The 20190-nt window shown below is 49.7% G+C and carries 14 protein-coding genes; 1 reads left to right on the top strand and 13 read right to left on the bottom strand.

Features of this window, described 5'->3' with window-relative positions; genetic code table 11:
• Positions 1–63: 63 nt before the first annotated feature.
• From galU to KIK04_RS14540, 10 genes are all read right to left on the bottom strand, one after another.
• Positions 64–954: a UTP--glucose-1-phosphate uridylyltransferase GalU gene (galU, locus tag KIK04_RS14585; RefSeq protein WP_232274378.1), complete on the bottom strand. Its 891-nt coding sequence runs from the start codon at positions 952–954 to the stop codon at positions 64–66.
• A 6-nt stretch (positions 955–960) separates the two neighbouring features.
• A complete protein-coding gene (locus KIK04_RS14580; RefSeq protein WP_232274377.1) occupies positions 961–2244 on the bottom strand; it encodes a glycosyltransferase family 4 protein in 1284 nt (427 codons plus the stop codon).
• A gap of 256 nt (positions 2245–2500) precedes the next feature.
• Complete coding sequence (locus tag KIK04_RS14575) at positions 2501–3754, bottom strand: glycosyltransferase family 4 protein (protein ID WP_232274376.1); 1254 nt, start codon at positions 3752–3754, stop codon at positions 2501–2503.
• Positions 3732–5366 (bottom strand): glycosyltransferase, encoded by a 1635-nt coding sequence (locus KIK04_RS14570; protein ID WP_232274375.1) that lies wholly within the window; start codon positions 5364–5366, stop codon positions 3732–3734. The genes KIK04_RS14575 and KIK04_RS14570 overlap by 23 nt, the downstream gene beginning before the upstream one ends.
• A complete protein-coding gene (gene wzy, locus KIK04_RS14565) occupies positions 5338–7023 on the bottom strand; it encodes an O-antigen polysaccharide polymerase Wzy (protein ID WP_232274374.1) in 1686 nt (561 codons plus the stop codon). The genes KIK04_RS14570 and wzy overlap by 29 nt, the downstream gene beginning before the upstream one ends.
• On the bottom strand, positions 7020–8351 hold the full coding sequence (locus KIK04_RS14560; protein ID WP_232274373.1) for a lipopolysaccharide biosynthesis protein: 1332 nt from the start codon (positions 8349–8351) through the stop codon (positions 7020–7022). The genes wzy and KIK04_RS14560 overlap by 4 nt, the downstream gene beginning before the upstream one ends.
• Before the next feature lie 178 nt (positions 8352–8529).
• The gene (locus KIK04_RS14555) at positions 8530–10449 is read right to left on the bottom strand and encodes a polysaccharide biosynthesis protein (RefSeq protein WP_232274372.1); all 1920 of its coding nucleotides are present in this window, start codon (positions 10447–10449) and stop codon (positions 8530–8532) included.
• A gap of 199 nt (positions 10450–10648) precedes the next feature.
• Entirely contained in the window at positions 10649–11359 is a 711-nt protein-coding gene (locus KIK04_RS14550) for a CpsD/CapB family tyrosine-protein kinase (protein WP_232274371.1), read from the bottom strand.
• On the bottom strand, positions 11343–12092 hold the full coding sequence (locus tag KIK04_RS14545) for a YveK family protein (RefSeq protein ID WP_232274370.1): 750 nt from the start codon (positions 12090–12092) through the stop codon (positions 11343–11345). Before KIK04_RS14545 ends, KIK04_RS14550 begins: the two co-directional genes overlap by 17 nt.
• Positions 12092–12874 carry a tyrosine-protein phosphatase gene (locus KIK04_RS14540; protein ID WP_232274369.1) on the bottom strand — a complete coding sequence of 261 codons (783 nt, stop codon included), beginning with the start codon at positions 12872–12874 and terminating at the stop codon, positions 12092–12094. The genes KIK04_RS14545 and KIK04_RS14540 overlap by 1 nt, the downstream gene beginning before the upstream one ends.
• Positions 12875–13229: 355 nt before the next feature.
• Here KIK04_RS14540 and KIK04_RS14535 point away from each other — a divergent pair, with 355 nt between their 5' ends.
• Positions 13230–13601: a helix-turn-helix domain-containing protein gene (locus KIK04_RS14535; RefSeq protein WP_232274368.1), complete on the top strand. Its 372-nt coding sequence runs from the start codon at positions 13230–13232 to the stop codon at positions 13599–13601.
• A 53-nt stretch (positions 13602–13654) separates the two neighbouring features.
• Here the strand turns inward: KIK04_RS14535 and KIK04_RS14530 are convergent, their stop codons facing one another.
• The 3 genes from KIK04_RS14530 to gltB form a co-directional block, all read right to left on the bottom strand.
• Positions 13655–13828 carry a hypothetical protein gene (locus KIK04_RS14530; protein WP_232274367.1) on the bottom strand — a complete coding sequence of 58 codons (174 nt, stop codon included), beginning with the start codon at positions 13826–13828 and terminating at the stop codon, positions 13655–13657.
• Positions 13829–13990: 162 nt separating this feature from the next.
• Positions 13991–15460 carry an MFS transporter gene (locus KIK04_RS14525; RefSeq protein WP_232274366.1) on the bottom strand — a complete coding sequence of 490 codons (1470 nt, stop codon included), beginning with the start codon at positions 15458–15460 and terminating at the stop codon, positions 13991–13993.
• Between the two features lie 119 nt (positions 15461–15579).
• A complete protein-coding gene (gene gltB / locus KIK04_RS14520) occupies positions 15580–20178 on the bottom strand; it encodes a glutamate synthase large subunit (protein ID WP_232274365.1) in 4599 nt (1532 codons plus the stop codon).
• Positions 20179–20190 lie beyond the last annotated feature (12 nt).

The following is a 20190-nucleotide window of genomic DNA, read 5'->3' as shown; positions in this document are numbered from 1 at the left end:
GCGTTACACTCACCTTTCTTCATTTAGTCAGCTAGTGTCAGCCTTGCTAGTAATACCCGAACGCTAATTACGCTTGTCGAAGCATTTTTCAACGATGTCTTGCAAATAGCTCAGAAACGGAGCGTGCAGTTCCTCTCTTTGTAAAGCAAAGTCGACGGTCGCTTGCAAAAATCCGAGCTTATCCCCCACATCGTAGCGAACGCCTTCGAATTGATAGGCCAATACGGCTTGCGTTTGGTTTAATTGGCGGATGGCATCCGTCAGTTGAATTTCTCCACCTGTGCCAGGCGCTTGCGTTTCCAGCACCTCAAAAATTTCGGGTCGCAAGATATAGCGCCCCATAATCGCGTAATTGGATGGTGCCTCCTCAATCGTCGGCTTCTCGACGAAGGAACGCGTATACATAAGCTGCGCCTCAATGGAAGTTCCTAATGGGTCGATAATTCCATATTTATGTACGTCTGAATTGGGAACCCATTGCACTCCTACGACCGTCGTATGATAGCGGTCGTATACGTCCATAAGCTGCCTTGTGCAAGGAATATCGTGTTGGACAATGTCATCGCCCAACAGCACAGCAAACGGCTCATTGCCGATAAAGGTACGGGCACACCAAATCGCGTGCCCGAGACCTTGTGGCTCCCGCTGGCGCACATAATGTACATTTGCTAGACGCGAGATAGAGCGTATTTGCTCCAAAGCCGCAAATTTCTGCTTGGCTGCTAAGCATTCTTCCAGTTCAAACGATTTATCAAAATGATCCTCAATCGCTCTTTTGCCACGCCCGCTAATAATTAAAATGTCTTCGATGCCCGAGGCGATGGCCTCTTCGACGATGTACTGAATGGTGGGCTTATCCACAATCGGCAGCATTTCTTTGGGTTGCGCCTTCGTAGCAGGCAAAAATCGGGTACCCAGACCTGCAGCTGGAATAATCGCTTTCCGTATTTTCATTGCTCGTTATTGCCTCCCTCGCTCTTTGTTCTGCCGCGATTGTGACAGCATGCGCTGATACAATCGCTCGTGAGCAGCAATGATATGTGCGGGTCGATAGTCACGCAGCACACGCCTGCGGCCGTTTACGCCAAGCTGCTTGGCGTACGCCGCGTTGCGGAGCAGTTCCAGCATCGCGTCCTGCAATTGAGCAACATTTCCAGGCTCAATAAACAAGCCGGTAACTCGCTCCTTTACGGAGTCAACCAAGCCCGTGACTCGGGACACGATCACAGGCCGTGCAGCCGCACCCGCTTCCAAAATGACGTTACCGAAGCCCTCACGGTACGATGGATGAACGAGCATATCCATAACGGTATAGTAAGGCTCTATCTGGCTTATAAAGCCTACATTTTTGATGCTCGGTTCTGTTGCAATGATTCGCTTCGTCCGTTCCTCGATCGGATCGGTCTCTTCATCGTTGCCTAGCATAAGCAATATCGCTTGCGGATAAAGTTGCTTAACAGCTAGAAAGGCTTCTACGAGCAAATCCACTCCTTTATCACGGGCTTGCCGCCCGACAAAGCCGATGACCGGGGCATCAAGTTCAATGCCCCATTGCAGCCGCAGCTGCGCTGCTTCCGCCAACCTTTCGGCCGTCGGCGCATAACGCGCAGCCTCCACGCCTTTACAACTGCCATGATGGAGTACTTCGACTTTGCTGACTGGCGCCAGTTGCAAATGAATCAGTGCAGCTCGAACGCTGTCACTCACGGCGATAACACGATGCGCACAGCGCGCTGACAGACGCTCGGTCCACGCCAGCACGGTTCGCCGCCAGCCTTTCATCGTCTCCAAGCGCAAGCCGTGACACGTATACACCCGATGCGGAACCCGACACAACCAGCCGGCTAACATCATAATTAGCCCTGCTTTAGGCGTACCAGCGTTGATAATATCTGGCTTCAACTCATGCAGCACACGACATGCATGCCACAGACTGGCCAAATCGCGGAATACAGACATGTATCGCTTCATCGGAATTTGCACGAACGAAGCGCCTTCCAGCAGTTCGGCCTGCGGCCTAGCGCAGGATACGACGGTGACTTCATAACCTTGCTCACGTAAATAACGAATATGACCTTCAAAAAAAAGAACGCATTCCGGCAGTGTAACGGCTAATACGATACGTGGCCGGATTTGATTGGTGATTTCGATCAACGGCTTGACTCCCGGCTTGATCTTCGGTTTCATCCCCAGTTCAATTGCAGTTTGGATTGCGGATTCAGTCACCTTCGAAAAAAATGGCATTCACACTTGCCTCCTTGAGCCTACACGAACCTGCGTGAGTCTCCTTACAAACTGTCCAGCGCCATCCAACTTCCTAGTTCTATTGAATTGACTAGCTCTATCTAACTGTCTAGTTCTACTCAACTGCCCAGCTCTATTGAATCGACTCGCTCTATCCTATTGTCTAGTTCCACCTAACTGCCTAGCTCTACCAAATTGACTGGCTCTATCTAACTGTCTAGTTCTATCAAATGCCAACCCGGGTCCTATCAACTATTTAAGTAAGGCTGATTCGAGGCGATAGAGCACTCCCCATTGCAAAGGAGCAAAAATCACGCAAAAATGCAGTGCGCCGTGCATCCAATTTCTCTTTGGCATACTGTTTAGCTGCGATGAAATTACACTCCCCTACACGCAGCCGAGTAGCTTCGTTCCGAATCATCCGGCGCAAAGCTGCGGCAAGCAACTGCGCGTTGCCAGCCGGAAATATCCACTCCGGCGCCAGCAGCTCTGGTATACCGCCTGCGGTAGATCCGATAGCAGGCAACCCTCTGCTCATCGCTTCAATAAGTGCACGTGGCAGCCCCTCTTGATAGCTTGGCTGCACATAAATATCTAAGTCGTCCAGCCAGTTGAACACCGCCGCCCCACTTGGCACAGGCGGACAAAATTCCACCTGCGACTCGACGCCTAACTTTTGGCTTAAAGCTATCCACGGGGAGCTATCCCCCTCACCAAGCACACGCAATTGAATCGGAACGGAGTCAATACCACGCTCGCGATGCAAAATAGCAAGTGCGTGCAAGGCGGTGTCTATTCCTTTGTAGCGTGCTGCCATAGAACCAATAAGACCTATTCGTATTGGCTGCATCGACTGCATTTCAGATGTATCGTACGAACGATGGCGACCGCCGATGCGCTCAAGCCGCCGCTCCCAACCTGCATCATCCATCATTGGGATGAACACATCCGAGCAGCCAATCGTATGTCCCTTACAAGGATAATGCCGCTGTAAAAATTGATTCGTCACATAAAGCGCATATGGCGCACGCTGTACAAGCCGCTTCGTACGCCACGTCATGATGGGAGCGTATATTTTCCCTTGCCATGTGCCATAATTCCAAAGCGCATCCCAAGCGTGGCCGACGACTTCCACCGCCCATGGCTTACCAAGCTTGTGCGCGGTCTGAATAGCGACCGCTCCAACTTCGCTCGGCAAGCGCGCAATAAGAACATCCGCTTGGGACAAGCTGTGTGATAGGATGCGAATCGCATCCGCTCGCTTGGTCAACAGAGCGACCGGATTGCTCAGCGAAGGCACCTCGCAGAAGCTGACACCTTGCCCGCTAGAGCGTTTCTGATTCAGCAGCGTATCAGTTGCCGTACGATGCAGTTGCCTTGACGCCACCTCAACATGCTGAAACACTTCCAAATATCGTCTCCACAACTCATAATCAAAGTAATTATGATAAAAAGAGTTCGTTGCCCGATCATGCTCAATGGCGACATCATATGCGAACAGTAATTTCACAGTTGTTCACCTCACTGCCCGCGCTATTGTGATGCCACCCTCTACGCGCCAACGCCTCATTAATGAGCTCTGCATAACGATTAGTTGCTTCTGTTAACGTAAAGCGCTGCAAATGTGACGCATGCACCGATTGGGCCAGTGGCAATTTATACGGTACTTGCCTTGTATGAAGTTCGTCGGGCTGCGGTACCAATATGGCGACTCCCCCTCGCGGAGAAGCATTCTGCTGCTCCTGCACTTGATCCTGTCCTTGATCCATCCCTATCCTCATGCCTATCTCTGCGCCTAGCTTCATTTCTAGCCCCATGTCCAGCTTCAACTCTAGCTGCTGCGGCTCAAACCGTTGCAACCACTGTTGCTCTTGCCGCTCCAGCATTTCGATCAACTTGCTTACAATGACGTCCATATTTCCGCACGGAACTAGCGCAGCGTTATGCACACCGCACAACACTTCTTCTGTTCCAGTCGCGGTGCAAGTTGCCACCACATCAGTCCCACAAGCCACAGCCTCAACCAGCGCTGTAGGTAGCCCTTCAACGTCCGATGTTTGTACAAACAGATGAGCTGCCCGCAAATAAGGGAGTGGGTTGCTAACATAACCAGGCAAATCGACGACGTTCTGCAATCGCAGCGCATCTTTCAAATCTTCCAGCTGTCTGCGCTGTACACCTTCGCCCACGATGACGCCTCTCACATCCCAATGGGGATGAAGCTCTCGCACACGTGAGATCGCAGTAATAAATAAGTCAAAGCGCTTCTCAGGTACGAGACGACCTACCCCAATAAGTACAGGCGAAAATCGTCGTTCAGCACCATGCTCTAGCATGAACCGCTCCTTTGGTTGACCTACTTGCTGCTCGAACATTTCCTGTTCCAAGGACAACTGGGAAAGCCATTGGTGCGAGCAAGGCTCAGCAGCACGCGCCTCAAACTCGTGATCAATAATTGGATTAGGCACAACCTGAATGCGCTCATCTGGAATGCCTAACCATTCGTGCAGTTCCATCCCCATCTGCTCGGAGCAGCCGACAACGGCATCCGAACGACGGTAACACCAACCGCGCAGCGCATCCGTGCCTAAAGCACGTCGATAGCTGATCGCGCTATGCTCACAGAGCAAAGTACCATACCCGAATCCGCCCCAAATATTTGCTAATGTCGCCAACACATTGTTCTCCCACATGTGCGACACAACAACGTGAGGCTGAATCCGCTTCAACTGCTTCACCAAAATCGGCAAAGCGCTGCGCAGACGAGCAGACTGCAATTCCGTAACCTGCACATAAAAAGGAAGGAGGGGCACATAGGGCCCCTCCAGTCGATTTACGATTAAATGCAACTCATACTGTGCCGGATCAAGCCCGCGCAATAGCATCGTGACTACCTTTTCCGCACCGCCACCAGCTAGTGAAGTGATAAAGAACGCGATGCGGGGCCGAGCTTCTTTTTGTCCAGCCTGTTCCATATAACGAGTTTGCTGCATCCGATCATCTCGCAAACGTTCGTCATTCAAACACTCATCATTCCAAAGCTCGCCATGCCAACGATTCATATTCAAATGCTCATCACTTTTATGACTTCTATCACTTATGCTCATATTCGATTCGCTCATGCTGCGCTGCACCTCTTTTTTCATAATCAATGTTTAATGCCGTTTCCACCAAATGCTTCGCTCTATGCTTGACGCTATGTGTTACTCCGCTCCTGCACCTGTACCTGTACCTGTTCCCGTTTCTGAACCTGTTTCTTATACTGTCCTGCTTCTGCATGAACGCAGCCATCACCAAGATGATGCCCACAAACAACAAGTTGTAAGTCAGATCAATCGCAATCTGATGAAACGCACTACGATGAAACAAGATGACGAGCGGCATACATAAATACTGGAGCATATAACCTCGCGACATGCGCACCAACATATAGCCGACCAGCGCATACACCGTAATGACAGCACCGATCCCCCCATTCATCCACGCCTGCGCAATAGCTGAGAACCCCATCCCACCGCCTTCGCCATAAATATAGGGGTAAAAATACCACGCATACCAATCCTCTAAATTTAGTGGCTTATCTTGGCCAAATAGCGTCTTGTATACGATGGAAGGCAACGCATAAGCAGTTGAAGTTAAATAAGATGGATCTGCGGCCGGATAGTCCGAATAAGCTGTAATGTTGGCGGTGACGACAAAGGATGCGCCTGTATCTCCGTTGGAAAAGGCCCAATTTTGTTTCGTCATCGATTGTAGTGGGATATCGTGAATGATCGACAACCGAACATTTGAGAATAGTGGTGAAATGAGAATCAAAATAACGAGCAGCAGCCCCACATTTAATTTGGGATTGATGCGAACAAGCCCTTTACTCATAAGCACAGCCGTACATGGTAACATCGTATTAAAAATTAAGCTCCTACTGCCGAGCCCCACAAAAAAGAAAGAGCTAATCGTCGCCGCAATGACCATAAACAACCACAATTGCTTCCGTGTGCGAATGGAGAGGGCGAGCATAAACAACGCGCTCGTCAAAATATTTTTCCAAGGAATGGATACCCCTTCCAGCTGACGCTGCGCTTGAAAGTTGCTAAGCCGATTGGCTACGCCGATTACGTTGAACCCCCCGAGCCGAATCTGGTCGATAGCGAGCAATACAATTCCGCCAAATAAGACGATGAGCGCGGGCCAAAATAGCTGCGGCACAAACAGCCGCGTCTGTTCCCATGCGGAGTCAGCATTGCGGCTGTCTTTGTCTCCACCGTTGTTTTTGTCTCTTATGTTGTCTTTTACTTTGCCATTGTCTTTTTCTCCGCCGTTTTCATTATCTTTGCCACTACCATTGGCTCTATCTCTGGCTCTTCCTCTACCTCTGTCATTGGATCTATCTTCAACTCTTCCATTTTCTTCACCTTTGCCCCTGATGCTACTCGCAATCATCATCCCTACCAGCAAACTTACCGTAGCTGCAAAATAAATTTGCAAATTGTAAACAAGCTTCTGTTCCGAATACGTGTGCAGCAAGCCCAACACATGATCGAGCGGCATCCCAACCGTATATAAGGTAAAAAAAAATAAAAACAACAGCACGATATTATTAAAAAACGAACGTGTCGTTGTACGCCGCGCATACCATATGCCGAATGACACATTGAGCAACACGATCATTACGATATAGAACAGCAACGGTTCAGCTTCCAATGTCCACAGGCAGAGCAGACCAAGCAGCAGGGTAGCCAGGACAGCACCACTCCCGATGGCGACAGTCGTTCGCTTCATACATACACTCCTCTTTCGTGCTCGATCTTGCCTTTTGGTGCCTCCATGTGACGCAGCATGTTGAACACGACACTGCCACAACCAACAGCCTGCACAACGTTTGCCGCCATCAGCGCGTAGGCCACACTATTTTGCCCAAGACCAAGCTTAATGAGTGCAATATGAACGAGCCAAGTTGTAACCACAGCCAGCATACTTATGAGCAACTGACTTCTGAACTTACGGGCTGCTGTCAGTACAAACCCGAATATAGAAGCAATAAAGCCTACCGTTGCCCCCACCAACAACAGCAGCAATAGCAGTTCATATTGGGCATAATCAGCACTATATAAAAAGAGGAGCAGCCCTCTGCCCCACATCATGCCTATTAACATAAGTAGTATAGAACCTACTAGCACGATAGCTATTAACTTACGCAGCAGCTGAATTAGCGACGTTCGTTCCCTGCTCGCCAGCGCTTGCGCAATTCGTGGGCTTGCGCTCTGACCGAGCGCGATCACGACTGTACTCCCTACAACGAGCACGTACATAAGCGCCGAAAAATAGCCTACCGCCTCGCTGCCGAAATAATGGGCAATGACGTAGCGTGGTACATTCGTTTGCAGCGATACAAGCAGCATGACGGCCCCCATTGGCCAACAGACAACAATTAATTTTCCCCAGTCGTGCCATTGCAGCGTAAGCCCGAACTGTGGTAATCGACACGCAAGCGGCCAATCCCACACCAAGAGTAGCAACACCCAGACTGTGGCATAACCGATTAGAGCAATCGTCAAACTGCCCGTCGTCTGATAAAAGCTTCCAAACACGACTAGCGACAACACTCCACGCATCATCAGCGATAACGAGCACCAATCCATCTTCTCGTGCTGCTGCCACCAGCCATATATGATGTCGCTCATCGATTCTGCTGCCTTTGACACCGTAACGAGCAGCACAATGATGAAAGTTGTCTCATCGATTGGAGCTAGCAGTGCTGTCCCGATCGAAGCTGCGACAGCAATCATCGTCATCCCCAATCGTAAACCGACGTAGCTACCAATACTTGTCGTTCGCTCCGCATCGGTAGCCAAAATACCCCGCAGCTGCAAGTTGCTCATTAAAAAAATCGGCGCTGTTATCGCAAGTGCTAACGAGAATAGGCCTACATCGTGTACCGTTCCGCCTTTGGCCAGCACGACGAGCATGCCCCATTGGCAAGCAGCATAGATGACGTTGCCGATAAGTGTCCAAGAGAACAGCCGCGCAAGTGAAGGTCTGCGCTGGGCGTGTGCCAATTGCCGCGTGCGTACGCGTGACAGACTCGACTCGCTGCTGTTCTCATTCATTTGAGTATCGTCTCCTTCAGTGGGCCTCGTTCAGTTGCCCTCATTCAGTGGCTCACATTCAGTGGCTCGCGTTCAGTCTCTCACGTTCAGTTACTGGCGTTCAGTTGCCCTCATTCGTGCTATAGCGAAATGACGCAGTTGCACACACGACAGCTGATTTCGTCAGCACGGCTTCGCCTTAGACGAGCGACCACTTCTTCTCCGGCCAATCCGATGATGAACGGTGTGGATTGAACGCTATGGCATGCGCAGCAGGTGCCACCGTTATCGGTTTCAGCCATGAATAGGCTGGCACCAACTTCTGCAACGCTTCTCTGACCGTCTCCGCATCATCTGTCAACGATCGCTCCAAGTTCATCAGCCCTGTCTCCAACATAAGAGAAGGCATTAACATCGGATTGCCGATAAAAATCCGATCGTGCGTCGTAGATGACAGCTCCTCTTCTTCGGTTAGCAGCTCTTCATACAATTTTTCGCCTGGACGAAGTCCGGAAAAAACAATCGGAATATCGACGTTTGGCTCAAAGCCCGACAAACGGATCAAGTTAGTGGCCAAGTCGACGATTTTGACAGGCTTGCCCATATCCAGCACGAACAGCTCGCCACCTTTAGCTAACGAGCCAGCTTGAATAACGAGCTGTACCGCCTCTGGTATCGTCATAAAGTAGCGCGTCATCTCTTGATGGGTGACCGTTACCGGTCCGCCCTGCATGATTTGCTGCTGAAAATGCGGGATAACACTCCCCCGCGTGCCCAGCACATTGCCGAAGCGAACAGCAACAAACATCGTGCTGCTGCGCGTGCTTAAACCTTGCACGATCATTTCAGCGACCCGCTTCGTCGCCCCCATCACACTCGTCGGATTCACGGCCTTATCCGACGACACGTACACAAAGCGCTCTGCACCATACTGATGCGCGCATTCCGCCACACATTTGGTGCCCAGCACATTGTTCTTTACCGCTTCAGCCGGGTTGCGCTCCATAAGCGGAACATGCTTGTGTGCCGCGGCATGAAATACAACTTGCGGCGCATAGTGAGCGAACAACTCGTCCATTCGCTCTTTATCTTTGACGTCTGCAATCAGCGAGTCAATCGCGAGCTGATCGTATTTTTGCCGTAGCTCCACCTCAATGGAGTGGATGCTGTTCTCGCCGTGCCCAAGCAACAATAGACGGCTCGGCTTGAATAAGGCAATTTGGCGGCACAACTCTGCGCCAATCGAACCGCCCGCTCCCGTGACTAGCACCGTTTTTCCCGTGACGTATGTAGCGATTTGATCCAATTGAACCGATACAGGTTCTCTTCCTAGCAAATCTTCCACGTTAATGTCCTGAACATGCTGAAGTTTAACTTTTCCTTGAATCAGATCATTTAAGATCGGAATGATCCGCAGTCTTGCCTTCGTTCGTTTGCTAATTTCAACGATGTGATTCGTTTCCGCCTTTGCTGCCGAGGGCATCGCGATAACGATGTCTGTGATGCCATATTTTTCAACTAAATAAGGAATTAGTGCCCGTCCGCCCTCGACCGGAATACCGTGAACCTCTAAACGGTGCTTCCGTATATCGTCATCAACGAAACAGACAGGCGTCGTATTTTTGCTGCGGCATTGGAGCAGTTCCTTCGCAACCATACTTCCACAACGACCTGCCCCAACAATAAGCGCACGATAACAAGGCTGTGCTTGCGGCATGTTGTGTGCGATACGCGACCGAACCATGCGCCAAATAAAGCGGGTACCACCTATCGTCAAGATAAGCGTTTCCAATGTCGTTAACGCTATCAGCAGCGATACAGCCTGCTCCATCACGAGCAAAGACAAACTATAAGAGAGTGCTGCGCTAACAAACACGGCCTTTAAAATGGAAATGAGTTCAGACACGCTCGCGTATTCCCATACCCGGTTATACAACTTAAAACGGTATAAACAGCACACTGAAAGGCACATCGTAATGAATGCAAAGCTCACATACTCCACCAAATGACTTCTATAAAAGTCTATCCCATAAAAAGACACAAAGGCCCAATATACACTAAAGCCTGCCAAAGCAAAATCAAGACCGAGCAACAGCATTAAACGTTTAGTCTTGCTCATGCCATACATCCTTTCCTCACTTATAACTCGCGAATTGTACGTTGAGTACCGTAGTTCAAGTACCGTAAGGGCATCGAACCCTGCCTCACACCACACCATTGACGATAAACGTCTAAGGCTATTTAAGCCCACAGCATGATCGAGTATCTCCAATGATAAAGGTATAGGAGACATTACCTACTGCAACATGAATATGATTTTATTCCCGCGCTGTGCGACGCACTTGTTTGAAATAAGCCCGCCATTCGCCTTTACTCAGTTGCTCGCCTTCATTCAGCACAACGCCCAGTATGTTCGCTTGGACACGTTCCAACTGCTGTTTGGCTTTCATTAAGGCTTCACGCTTCGTGACCCCCGCCTTGACGACGAGCAGCACACCATCGCAACAGGAAGCAATTAACTTGGCATCGTTAACAACGAGCACCGGCGGACTATCAAACAAAATGACATCATAAACTTCTCGAGCTCGTTCCAAAAAAAGTTCAAAGCCGCTTAAAGCAAGCAGCTCTCCATAGTTATAATCGTTAGCGCCAGCCGTAATGAGGGACAAATTGCGTACCCCTGTCTCCCGAGCTATATCTGCGGCGTCGTGCCCACCGCGGAGCAAATGACTCAGCCCTCTCCCCATATCCATGCCAAAAATGCGGTGCAATCTGGATCGGCGCAAATCACCGTCGATCAGCAATACTCGTTTACCTTCCATTGCGTATGTAATCGCCATATTCGTAACCGTAGTTGTCTTCCCTTCACCGACACCCGAAGACATAACCGCCATAACGCGTGGCGTCCACACGTTAACGTCGTTCCCTATAAATTGGAGCTGTGTACATAGTGAACGATACGCCTCCGATACCGGAGACAGTGGATTACGCGTGGCAAGCAGCGCATGCTTATCAAAGTGACGCAGCATAGTTGTCGTCCTCCTGCTGGGATCGCGTCTTCATATTCGGCTTTTTAAAGTCGCGCCGTGTCATTTTCGGAACAACGACAAGCGTTGGCAGCTGAATCGCACCTTCAACATCTTCTTCGCTGTACACCGCATGATCAAAATATTGAAGAATAAACACGGTTGCCGTGCTGATCAGTAGCGCAATAGCAGCTACAACGGTTATGTTCAGCACCGGATTCGGCTTTACCGGCTTCGCGTTCGCCTTCGGATCAGCACCCGTCAACAACGTGACATTATCGACTTCCATGAGTTGAGGAATTTTAACCATAAACACTTCTGTAATTTTACTAACTATATCGACGGCACGCGCATAAGACTCATCTCTGACCGAAATCGTCATCACCTGCGTGTCGTTCATCGAGGATACTTTAATATTTTCAAGCAATTGTTCAGCAGTCATGTTCAAGTCGGGTTTCGCCTTTAATACATCGTTAACGACCCAATTCGTTCGAACTAATTCTTTATAAGTTGAAATAAGCTGGATATTTGCGTTCAAGTCATTCAGGTTTACATGGCTTTCGCCTTGTTCGATGCGTGTCTTGTTGACAATGAGTTTAGTGGATGCCTCGTATATAGGCTTAAGGACGACGTAGCTGTAATAGGCTGATGCTGTAATCGCTACCAATACAATGGACGCAACAAGCCATTTCCGCTTCCAAATCGTATGGAGCATATGCTTTAAATCGAGTTCCATTACGCGTCAAAGCCTCCTTTAATGAGGAGCAGGGAATGATGAGCCTGCACAGAAGCCGTGCGAAACGGCACAATAGACTCACCCGCTACGAGCTTGACCGCGTTTCGCTTGACCGCTTCAGCATAAAATGCCCCCATATAGCGGCGCAGCTCTCTATACCCTTCGCGCATATGAAATCCGCGACGCTGTACATGATGAGCGTCCGATGCCAAGAAATGAACGCAGCGCTGGCGGCACAATGCCCGCGCTGTGCGCTTCGCTTTGAGGCCAAAGCCGCCGAGCAGCGATTTGGCTGTTAATTGAAACAGTACGCCATGCTCGATCAGCGCTAAGGCCAGCTCCGGCTTGCGAATAATCGAGCGGTTGCGCTCTGGATGTGCCACAATCACTTGCAAGCGTCTCTGCTTCGCATAGCGAACAAAATCGAGAAAGTCGTCCGGCATACCTGTAGACGGCCATTCGATTAACATATAGCGGCTGTCCGCCAACGGCTGCCACGCACCAGCCTCAAAGTCTTGGGCATAATGCTTGGTCAGACGCATCTCTTGGCCTGGCAGTACTTTAAGGGGTACGCGATGCTTGTCGAGCAGCGCAATCAGTGATTTTACTTTGGCGCGAATAAGCTCTCGCTCGTTGGAGTATCGCTTCGTGGCATGGTGTGGAGTGGCGATGATCACTCGCACACCTTGTCGCACAGCTTCAGCCGCTAAGCGGAGCGCTTCAGCTTCGGTAGCTGGGCCATCATCGATACCAGGCAGCAAATGGCAATGAATATCTATCATGTTCAACGCTTCCTCTCAATCAAGGTAAATAGACAAGTTTGAAATGATGGATGCGGAATTGACCTAAGTATAGTAAAATATTGTCGGAACACTGAACGCTCTGTGCGTGTATGGATTGGACATGTGGAAGTAATAATCTGTGGTGGCAATCACGTAAAATGATGTATAATGATACTAATTGTTTCTTTTTATTAGAATTTTTTTAGAATTTTCTTTGAATTGATACAATAAGTATCATAAGACCTCTTTAATTTACGATACATTATGTAACGTGTCAACATTTTTTTTGTGCCTATTTTGTTTCTATGCGACATTTTGTTTCATTAGGGCAAAAATGAGGAGGAGTCGGAAGTAGATGAGTACCGGAAACCGAATCGCAGAACTGCGAGAGTATAAAGGATGGACGCAAGAAGAATTAGCATCAATGGTGGGCATTACACGTGCAGCTTTGTCGCACTACGAAAAAAACCGCCGCAAGCCGGATTTTGAAACCTTAACAAAGTTAGCTGATCTTTTTGGTGTATCTATTGACTATTTAGTAGGAAGAACAGAAAAAACGGATCTCACCTTGGATCCATCTGTGCGAGACTTTGCAGATGAGCTGGAGTTGGCAGACGAAGCGTTATTGAAAAAATTCCGCTTAACTGTAGATGGACGCGAACTAACCGATGAGGAAGCTCGGCGCTTTATCGCTTTCGTACGCGCAGAGCGCTCGATGCGCCCCTAGCTGGGAATAAGACATCCTCCGTTAGAATGAACATGAACGGAGGATGTTCTGTGTTAACATGCAGAATGCATGGGGAACATTTGCCGAATTTCTTCCGGACACCGTTCTGGGCCAATACCTAGCTGCTGGAGCACATGCATGATGTCTAGCTTAACGGTTTCCGTATGACTAACGTACGTAGACAACGATTGTACATTGCGGTCTTCCGCTTGTTGCTTCTCCATCATAAACCTGTACCTCTCTTATTTCATAATAGTCCGCAGGTATAGCATAAACCCGTTACGTTGCGACAATAATCATTATATCTTAACCAATTGCGTAATACTGTCGGAATCTGGAAGAAAGTTTGCAAAATTTTCGTTCTATTTTTGTCGAATTACAAGTTAATTTTATGAACATCTGTCAAAAGAATGGGTTTCGCTCGATTTTTCCAACTGCCTTCCCCGCTTCTGTAAAGAAGCATGTGTGGCATAAGATGCAATAGCGGCCACTGCGACGACAAGAGAAATAGCGGCGACACCTGTAAGCCCACTGTAATCATACGTTATGCCCAATAGCAACGGGCCTATCATACGGCCAGACCATCCAATTCCTCCCGTAAGCCCCATATAAAAGGGGGCCCCCCGTCCAGCCTTATCTGCGATAAATGCAGGTACAGCCGGAGATACGAGCATTTCCCCTATCGTTGCCAGTACCATAGCCAACACAAAGCCCGGATAGAATGGGAATATTAACATAACCATATAAGCAAGACTGTAAAATACCGCACTCCAAATCAATTGCGAGGTTAGTAACTTGGCTATTTTACTTTTTAACCACATAATAAAAGGCTGTCCGAAAAAGATAACTAACCCGTTCAGCGTCCATAATGCGCTGTATGTGATCGGTTCCATCTTCTCATCAGTGATATGTGGTGACACCCCACTGTTCCACATCGAGTTGGCAAACCATATACACAAGGAGCCAAGTGCCATAAACAAATAAATATGAACCTGCTTTAGCTTGTACCATAGGCTTTGTTCTGATAGCACGCCACTCTCATCCTCATCAGAAGACACTCTAGCTTGTTGGAATGTACTAGTCTCCTTCGAACTGCTGCTTACATGCGCCTGATCGGAACTTATCTTAATCGTCATTCTGCGGATCGATGATGATTTCGTATTTTTTTGTGTATCCGCTCGATCATGGCCAACATCTGAATGGACGTCATCCTGCTTCGATTGCAGCTTCGATTGCAGCTTTGCCTGCTGCTGAACGGACATCCCGTCTTCCTTCCAATTCTTTAAATAAAAATAAAAGAACAGCGCAAATGCCGCAGAAGTCATGCCGTTAATGAAAAATGAGAAATTAAAGGAAATAGCGGCCAGCACTCCGGCTAAAGCCGTACCAATCGCGACACCCAAGTTGTTCGCCGCATAAATGGCACTAAACAGTTCTGTTCTCCGCTCTGCCCAACGAAAACCGATAAACGATTGGATGGCTGGCATCGACATGGACGTCATCAGTCCCAACAGAAACATAGCTGTCACGTATATCCACCATTCCCCGTATGCCGTCACAATTAGGGACACTTGCAGGCAAGATGCTACCGCTAACGATCCAATCAACAGACGACGTACGCCTAACCGATAATAAAGACTTCCACCAACGAATTGCCCTAGTACGCCTCCAAGCATTTGCATAAAAATAACGAAGCCCGCCTCGGCCTGCGAACGTTCCAGAACCGAATAGACAAACATCGTGGTCAGAGGCCACATGAGGGCACTGCCAATTGCGCTAATCATGCTTGCACCGATAAACACGTTCATTTCACGGGTAAAGGTGCGATAAATGCTCCAAGGAGATTGCATCATTGTCATATCACCGCTGTTTCTTATGTAGTGTGGTTGCTGCTGGATCGAATACACGGTCTAAGGGCAAAAAAAGCTTTAGCCCCTCACTTGTTACAGTGATTGGGCTAAAGCTATCTTACCATAATTTAGTTGCCGCCAACACGGGATAATTCGCGCATATTGGCTTCAAACGCGGCCAACAGCGCGGCTTCGCCGCTCAAGCCTTTATTTTGCATCGTCGCGATTTGCTCTAGCATCCGCTTATAATCTTTCGGAATAACTTTCACTAACTGCGACAACGTCGTTTCCCAGTTGGACAGTAAACGTTCACCATGTGTACTGCCTGTATACTGAACATGCTTTTCAATCATCGCTTTAACTGCTGCTTCTTCCTGCTCATCTTCAATCGGCTCTAGCAGCACCATCTCCAAGTTGCAGCGCTGAACGAAGGTGCGATCCGTATCCAACACGTACGCAATACCGCCTGACATCCCTGCCGCAAAGTTGCGCCCGGTCTGACCGAGAACAAGGACGCGTCCGCCTGTCATATACTCACAGCCGTGGTCGCCTACGCCTTCAACGACAACGTTGACGCCCGAGTTCCGTACCGCAAAGCGCTCGCCTGCGATACCACGAATGTAAGCTTCGCCACTCGTTGCCCCGTAAAATGCTGTATTTCCGATAATGATGTTCTCTTCCGCAGCAAACGTTGATTTTGTAGACGGCGTGACAATAATTTTGCCACCAGACAAACCTTTCCCCACGTAGTCGTTACTGTCGCCCTCGACCATTAACGTAATTCCGCGCGGCACGAAAGCACCTAAGCTCTGACCAGCCGACCCGATAAACGTGAAGCGAATCGTGTCATCCGGCAAGCCCGCAGCGCCGTAACGGCGTGTCACTTCGCTGCCCAAAATCGTCCCCGTCGCCCGGTTCACGTTGCAGATCGGCAACACAGCCTCGACAGCTTCTTGACGCTCCAATGCAGGGGCAGCAAGTGGTACGAGCTGCTGCATGTCGAGTGTCTCTTCCAAGCCGTGATTTTGCTGTCGCACGTTAATACGTGAGGAGCCTTCCGGCAGCTCCGGCTGGTGCAGCAGGGCTGACAGATCAAGATGCTTCGCCTTCCAATGGTCGGAAGCTTCTTTAATATTCAAGCATTCGGTACGACCGATCATCTCATCTAATGTACGGAACCCGAGTTCTGCCATCAGCTCACGCAACTCTTGTGCAACAAAGAGCATGAAGTTGACGACGTGCTGCGGGTCACCTGTAAAGTTTTTGCGCAGCTCTGGGTTCTGCGTAGCGACACCGACCGGACATGTGTCCAGCTGGCAGACGCGCATCATGATGCAGCCGACAACGACGAGCGGTGCTGTCGAGAAGCCGTACTCTTCGGCGCCAAGCAATGCTGCAACCGCCAAATCGCGGCCCGTCATCATTTTGCCGTCCGTCTCCAAGACGATCCGGTCACGCAAATTGTTCAATATTAGCGTCTGATGCGTCTCGGCAAGTCCAAGCTCCCACGGCAGACCCGCATGGCGGATCGAACCTTGTGGCGATGCACCTGTGCCGCCATCATAGCCGCTGACGAGAATAACGTCAGCACGGCCTTTCGCTACCCCAGCCGCAATCGTACCCACACCAACCTCGGATACGAGCTTGACGTTGATGCGTGCCTGCGGGTTCGCATTTTTCAAATCGTAAATCAGCTCCGCCAAATCCTCGATCGAGTAAATGTCGTGGTGCGGCGGTGGCGAGATCAGACCAACACCTGGTGTAGAGCCGCGTACTTCAGCTACCCATGGATACACTTTGCGTCCTGGAAGCTGTCCGCCTTCACCTGGCTTCGCGCCTTGGGCCATCTTAATTTGAATCTCGTCCGCGTTAACCAAGTAGTTCGAAGTTACGCCAAAGCGACCCGAAGCAACTTGCTTAATCGCACTGCGACGCCAGTCGCCGTTGCTGTCACGGAAGAAGCGGCCTGAATCTTCTCCGCCTTCACCTGAGTTCGACTTGCCGCCGATGCGGTTCATCGCAATCGCGAGCGTCTCATGTGCTTCCTTCGAGATCGAACCGAACGACATCGCGCCCGTCTTGAAGCGGCGCACGATCGATTCGACGGATTCGACTTCTTCCAGTGGCACAGCAGGACCTGCCGGCTTCAGCTCAAACATGGAACGAAGTGTGCCATTTTGCGCATATTCACCTTGCACGAGCTTCGTATACTTTTTAAACAACTTGTAATCGCCTTTACGACAAGACTCTTGCAAAGTATGAATCGTCTGCGGGTTGAACAGATGGTCCTCCCCGTTTTTGCGCCATTGGTAATCGCCACCGGAGTCAAGTTCTGTATCACGGCCTTCTTGTTCAGAGAACGCGCGTTCATGATGAATCAACGTTTCGCGCGTAACTTCTTCCAATCCGATACCGCCAATACGCGACGGTGTCCATGTAAAGTAACGGTCAATAAAGTCCGATTTCAGACCGATCGCTTCAAAAATTTGCGCTCCGCGGTACGACTGTACCGTCGAAATGCCCATTTTGGACAATATTTTAACGACGCCTTTAGTGGCGGCTTTAATGTAGTTCTTAACTGCTTTCTCGTGCGTTATACCGCGCAGCAACCCTTGACGAATCATATCGTCTAACGATTCAAACGCCAAATAAGGGTTGACGACGTTAACGCCATAGCCAAGCAACAGCGCGTAATGATGCACTTCGCGCGGCTCACCTGATTCGAGAAGGAGCGCGACCTTTGTGCGTGTGCCTTGTTTAATCAAATGGTGATGCAGGCTCGATACAGCAAGCAATGCCGGGATTGCTGCATTCTCCGCATCAATGCCACGGTCGGACATAATAATGACGTTATGTCCTTTGCTAATAACCCGATCCGCCGCTTCGCACATCGTGTGCAGCGCTTGACGCAAGCCCTCTGCTCCGTCTGCTGCTGTAAACAAAATCGGCAACGTAATCGATTTAAAGCCTGGACGGCGAATATGTCTTAGCTTCGCAAATTGCTCATTCGATAAGAATGGCGTCGCCAATTTAATGTGGCGGCAGCTTTCCGGCTCTGGCAGCAACAAGTTGCGCTCCGGACCGATTGTCGTGCCTGTTGCCGTAACGATTTCTTCACGGATTGCATCAATCGGCGGATTCGTCACCTGCGCGAACAGCTGCTTGAAGTAGTTGTACAAGCGCTGTGGGCGCTCCGACAACACCGCTAACGGAGCATCGTAGCCCATCGAACCGATAGGCTCCACGCCGCTGGACGCCATCGGCTCCAACACTTTGCGCAGCTCCTCAAACGTGTAGCCAAATGCTTGCTGACGCTGCTGCACGCTTTCGTGCTTCGGTTCCGGCACTTCTGGTGCATCCGGCAAATCAGACAGATCAACCAAATGCTCCTCCAGCCATTCGCCATACGGATGCTCAGCAGCAATGCTCTGCTTAACTTCTTCATCTGCGATGATTCGGCCTTGCTCCGTATCAACAACGAGCATGCGACCTGGACGCAGACGATCTTTGTACAAAATGCTCTCCGGTGCGATGTCGAGCACGCCTGCTTCCGAGCTTAAAATAATATGGTCGTCTTTCGTCACATAGTAACGCGAAGGACGCAAGCCGTTGCGGTCTAGTGTGGCCACAATTTGCACGCCATCTGTAAAGGCCATGGCAGCAGGTCCGTCCCAAGGCTCCATCACACAGCTATGGTATTCGTAAAATTGTTTTCTTGCCGCATCCATCGTGTCATGGTTGGACCATGGTTCTGGTACCATCATCATGGCCACATGGGTTAACGGCCGTCCTGCTAAATATAGAAACTCGAACGTGTTATCGAACATCGCCGTATCCGAACCATCGTGGTCGATCACAGGCTTAATCTTATCCAACTCCGTGCCAAACAGCTCCGATTCGCACATCGTCTGGCGGGCGTGCATCCAGTTCACGTTACCGCGCAACGTATTAATTTCTCCGTTATGAATCATGTAGCGATATGGATGCGCACGCTCCCAGCTTGGGAATGTGTTCGTACTAAAGCGAGAGTGTATAAGGGCAATAGCCGTTTCTAACGACTCGTTCTGCAAATCCAAGTAGAAGTGGCCTACTTGTTCTGTCGTTAACATGCCTTTATATACAATTTTACGACACGACATACTTGGGATGTAAAAAGATTCCGCCGCTTCGTCATTCGAATAGCGAATCGCTTTTTCGATCCGTTTGCGAATGGCATACAATTTACGCTCAAACGACAACTCATCTTGAACGTCGTCGCTACACCCGATAAATACTTGGCGCACGTAAGGTTTAACCGACTTCGCCGATTGACCGAGTTTCTCATCGTTCGTCGGCACCGTACGGAAGCCGAGAAAGCTTTGCCCCTCTTCTTCGATAATGCGGCAAAGCGCTGACTCATGACTTGACCGCACTTGATCGTCTTGGGACAGGAATAGCATCCCGACACCATAACGACCTGCAGCAGGTAGATCAACACCTTGCGCTTTCATCTCCTGTACAAAAAAGCGGTGTGGAATTTGCAGCATAATGCCAGCTCCATCACCTGTATTAGGCTCGCTTCCTTGACCGCCGCGATGCTCCATATTGACGAGTACAGTCAATGCTTGCTGAACGATGTCATGGGACTTCTTTCCTTTAATATGAGCAACAAAGCCCATACCACAAGCGTCTTTCTCAAACTGAGGATCGTATAAACCTTGTTTTGGAGGTAAGCCGTTAAGTTTCATGGGATGCAACCT

The sequence above is a fragment of the Paenibacillus sp. 481 genome (assembly GCF_021223605.1).
In the GTDB taxonomy this organism is placed as follows: domain Bacteria; phylum Bacillota; class Bacilli; order Paenibacillales; family Paenibacillaceae; genus Paenibacillus_B.
The sequence above is the reverse complement of the archived record's forward strand: the minus strand, read 5'-3'. Positions and strand labels throughout refer to the sequence as shown.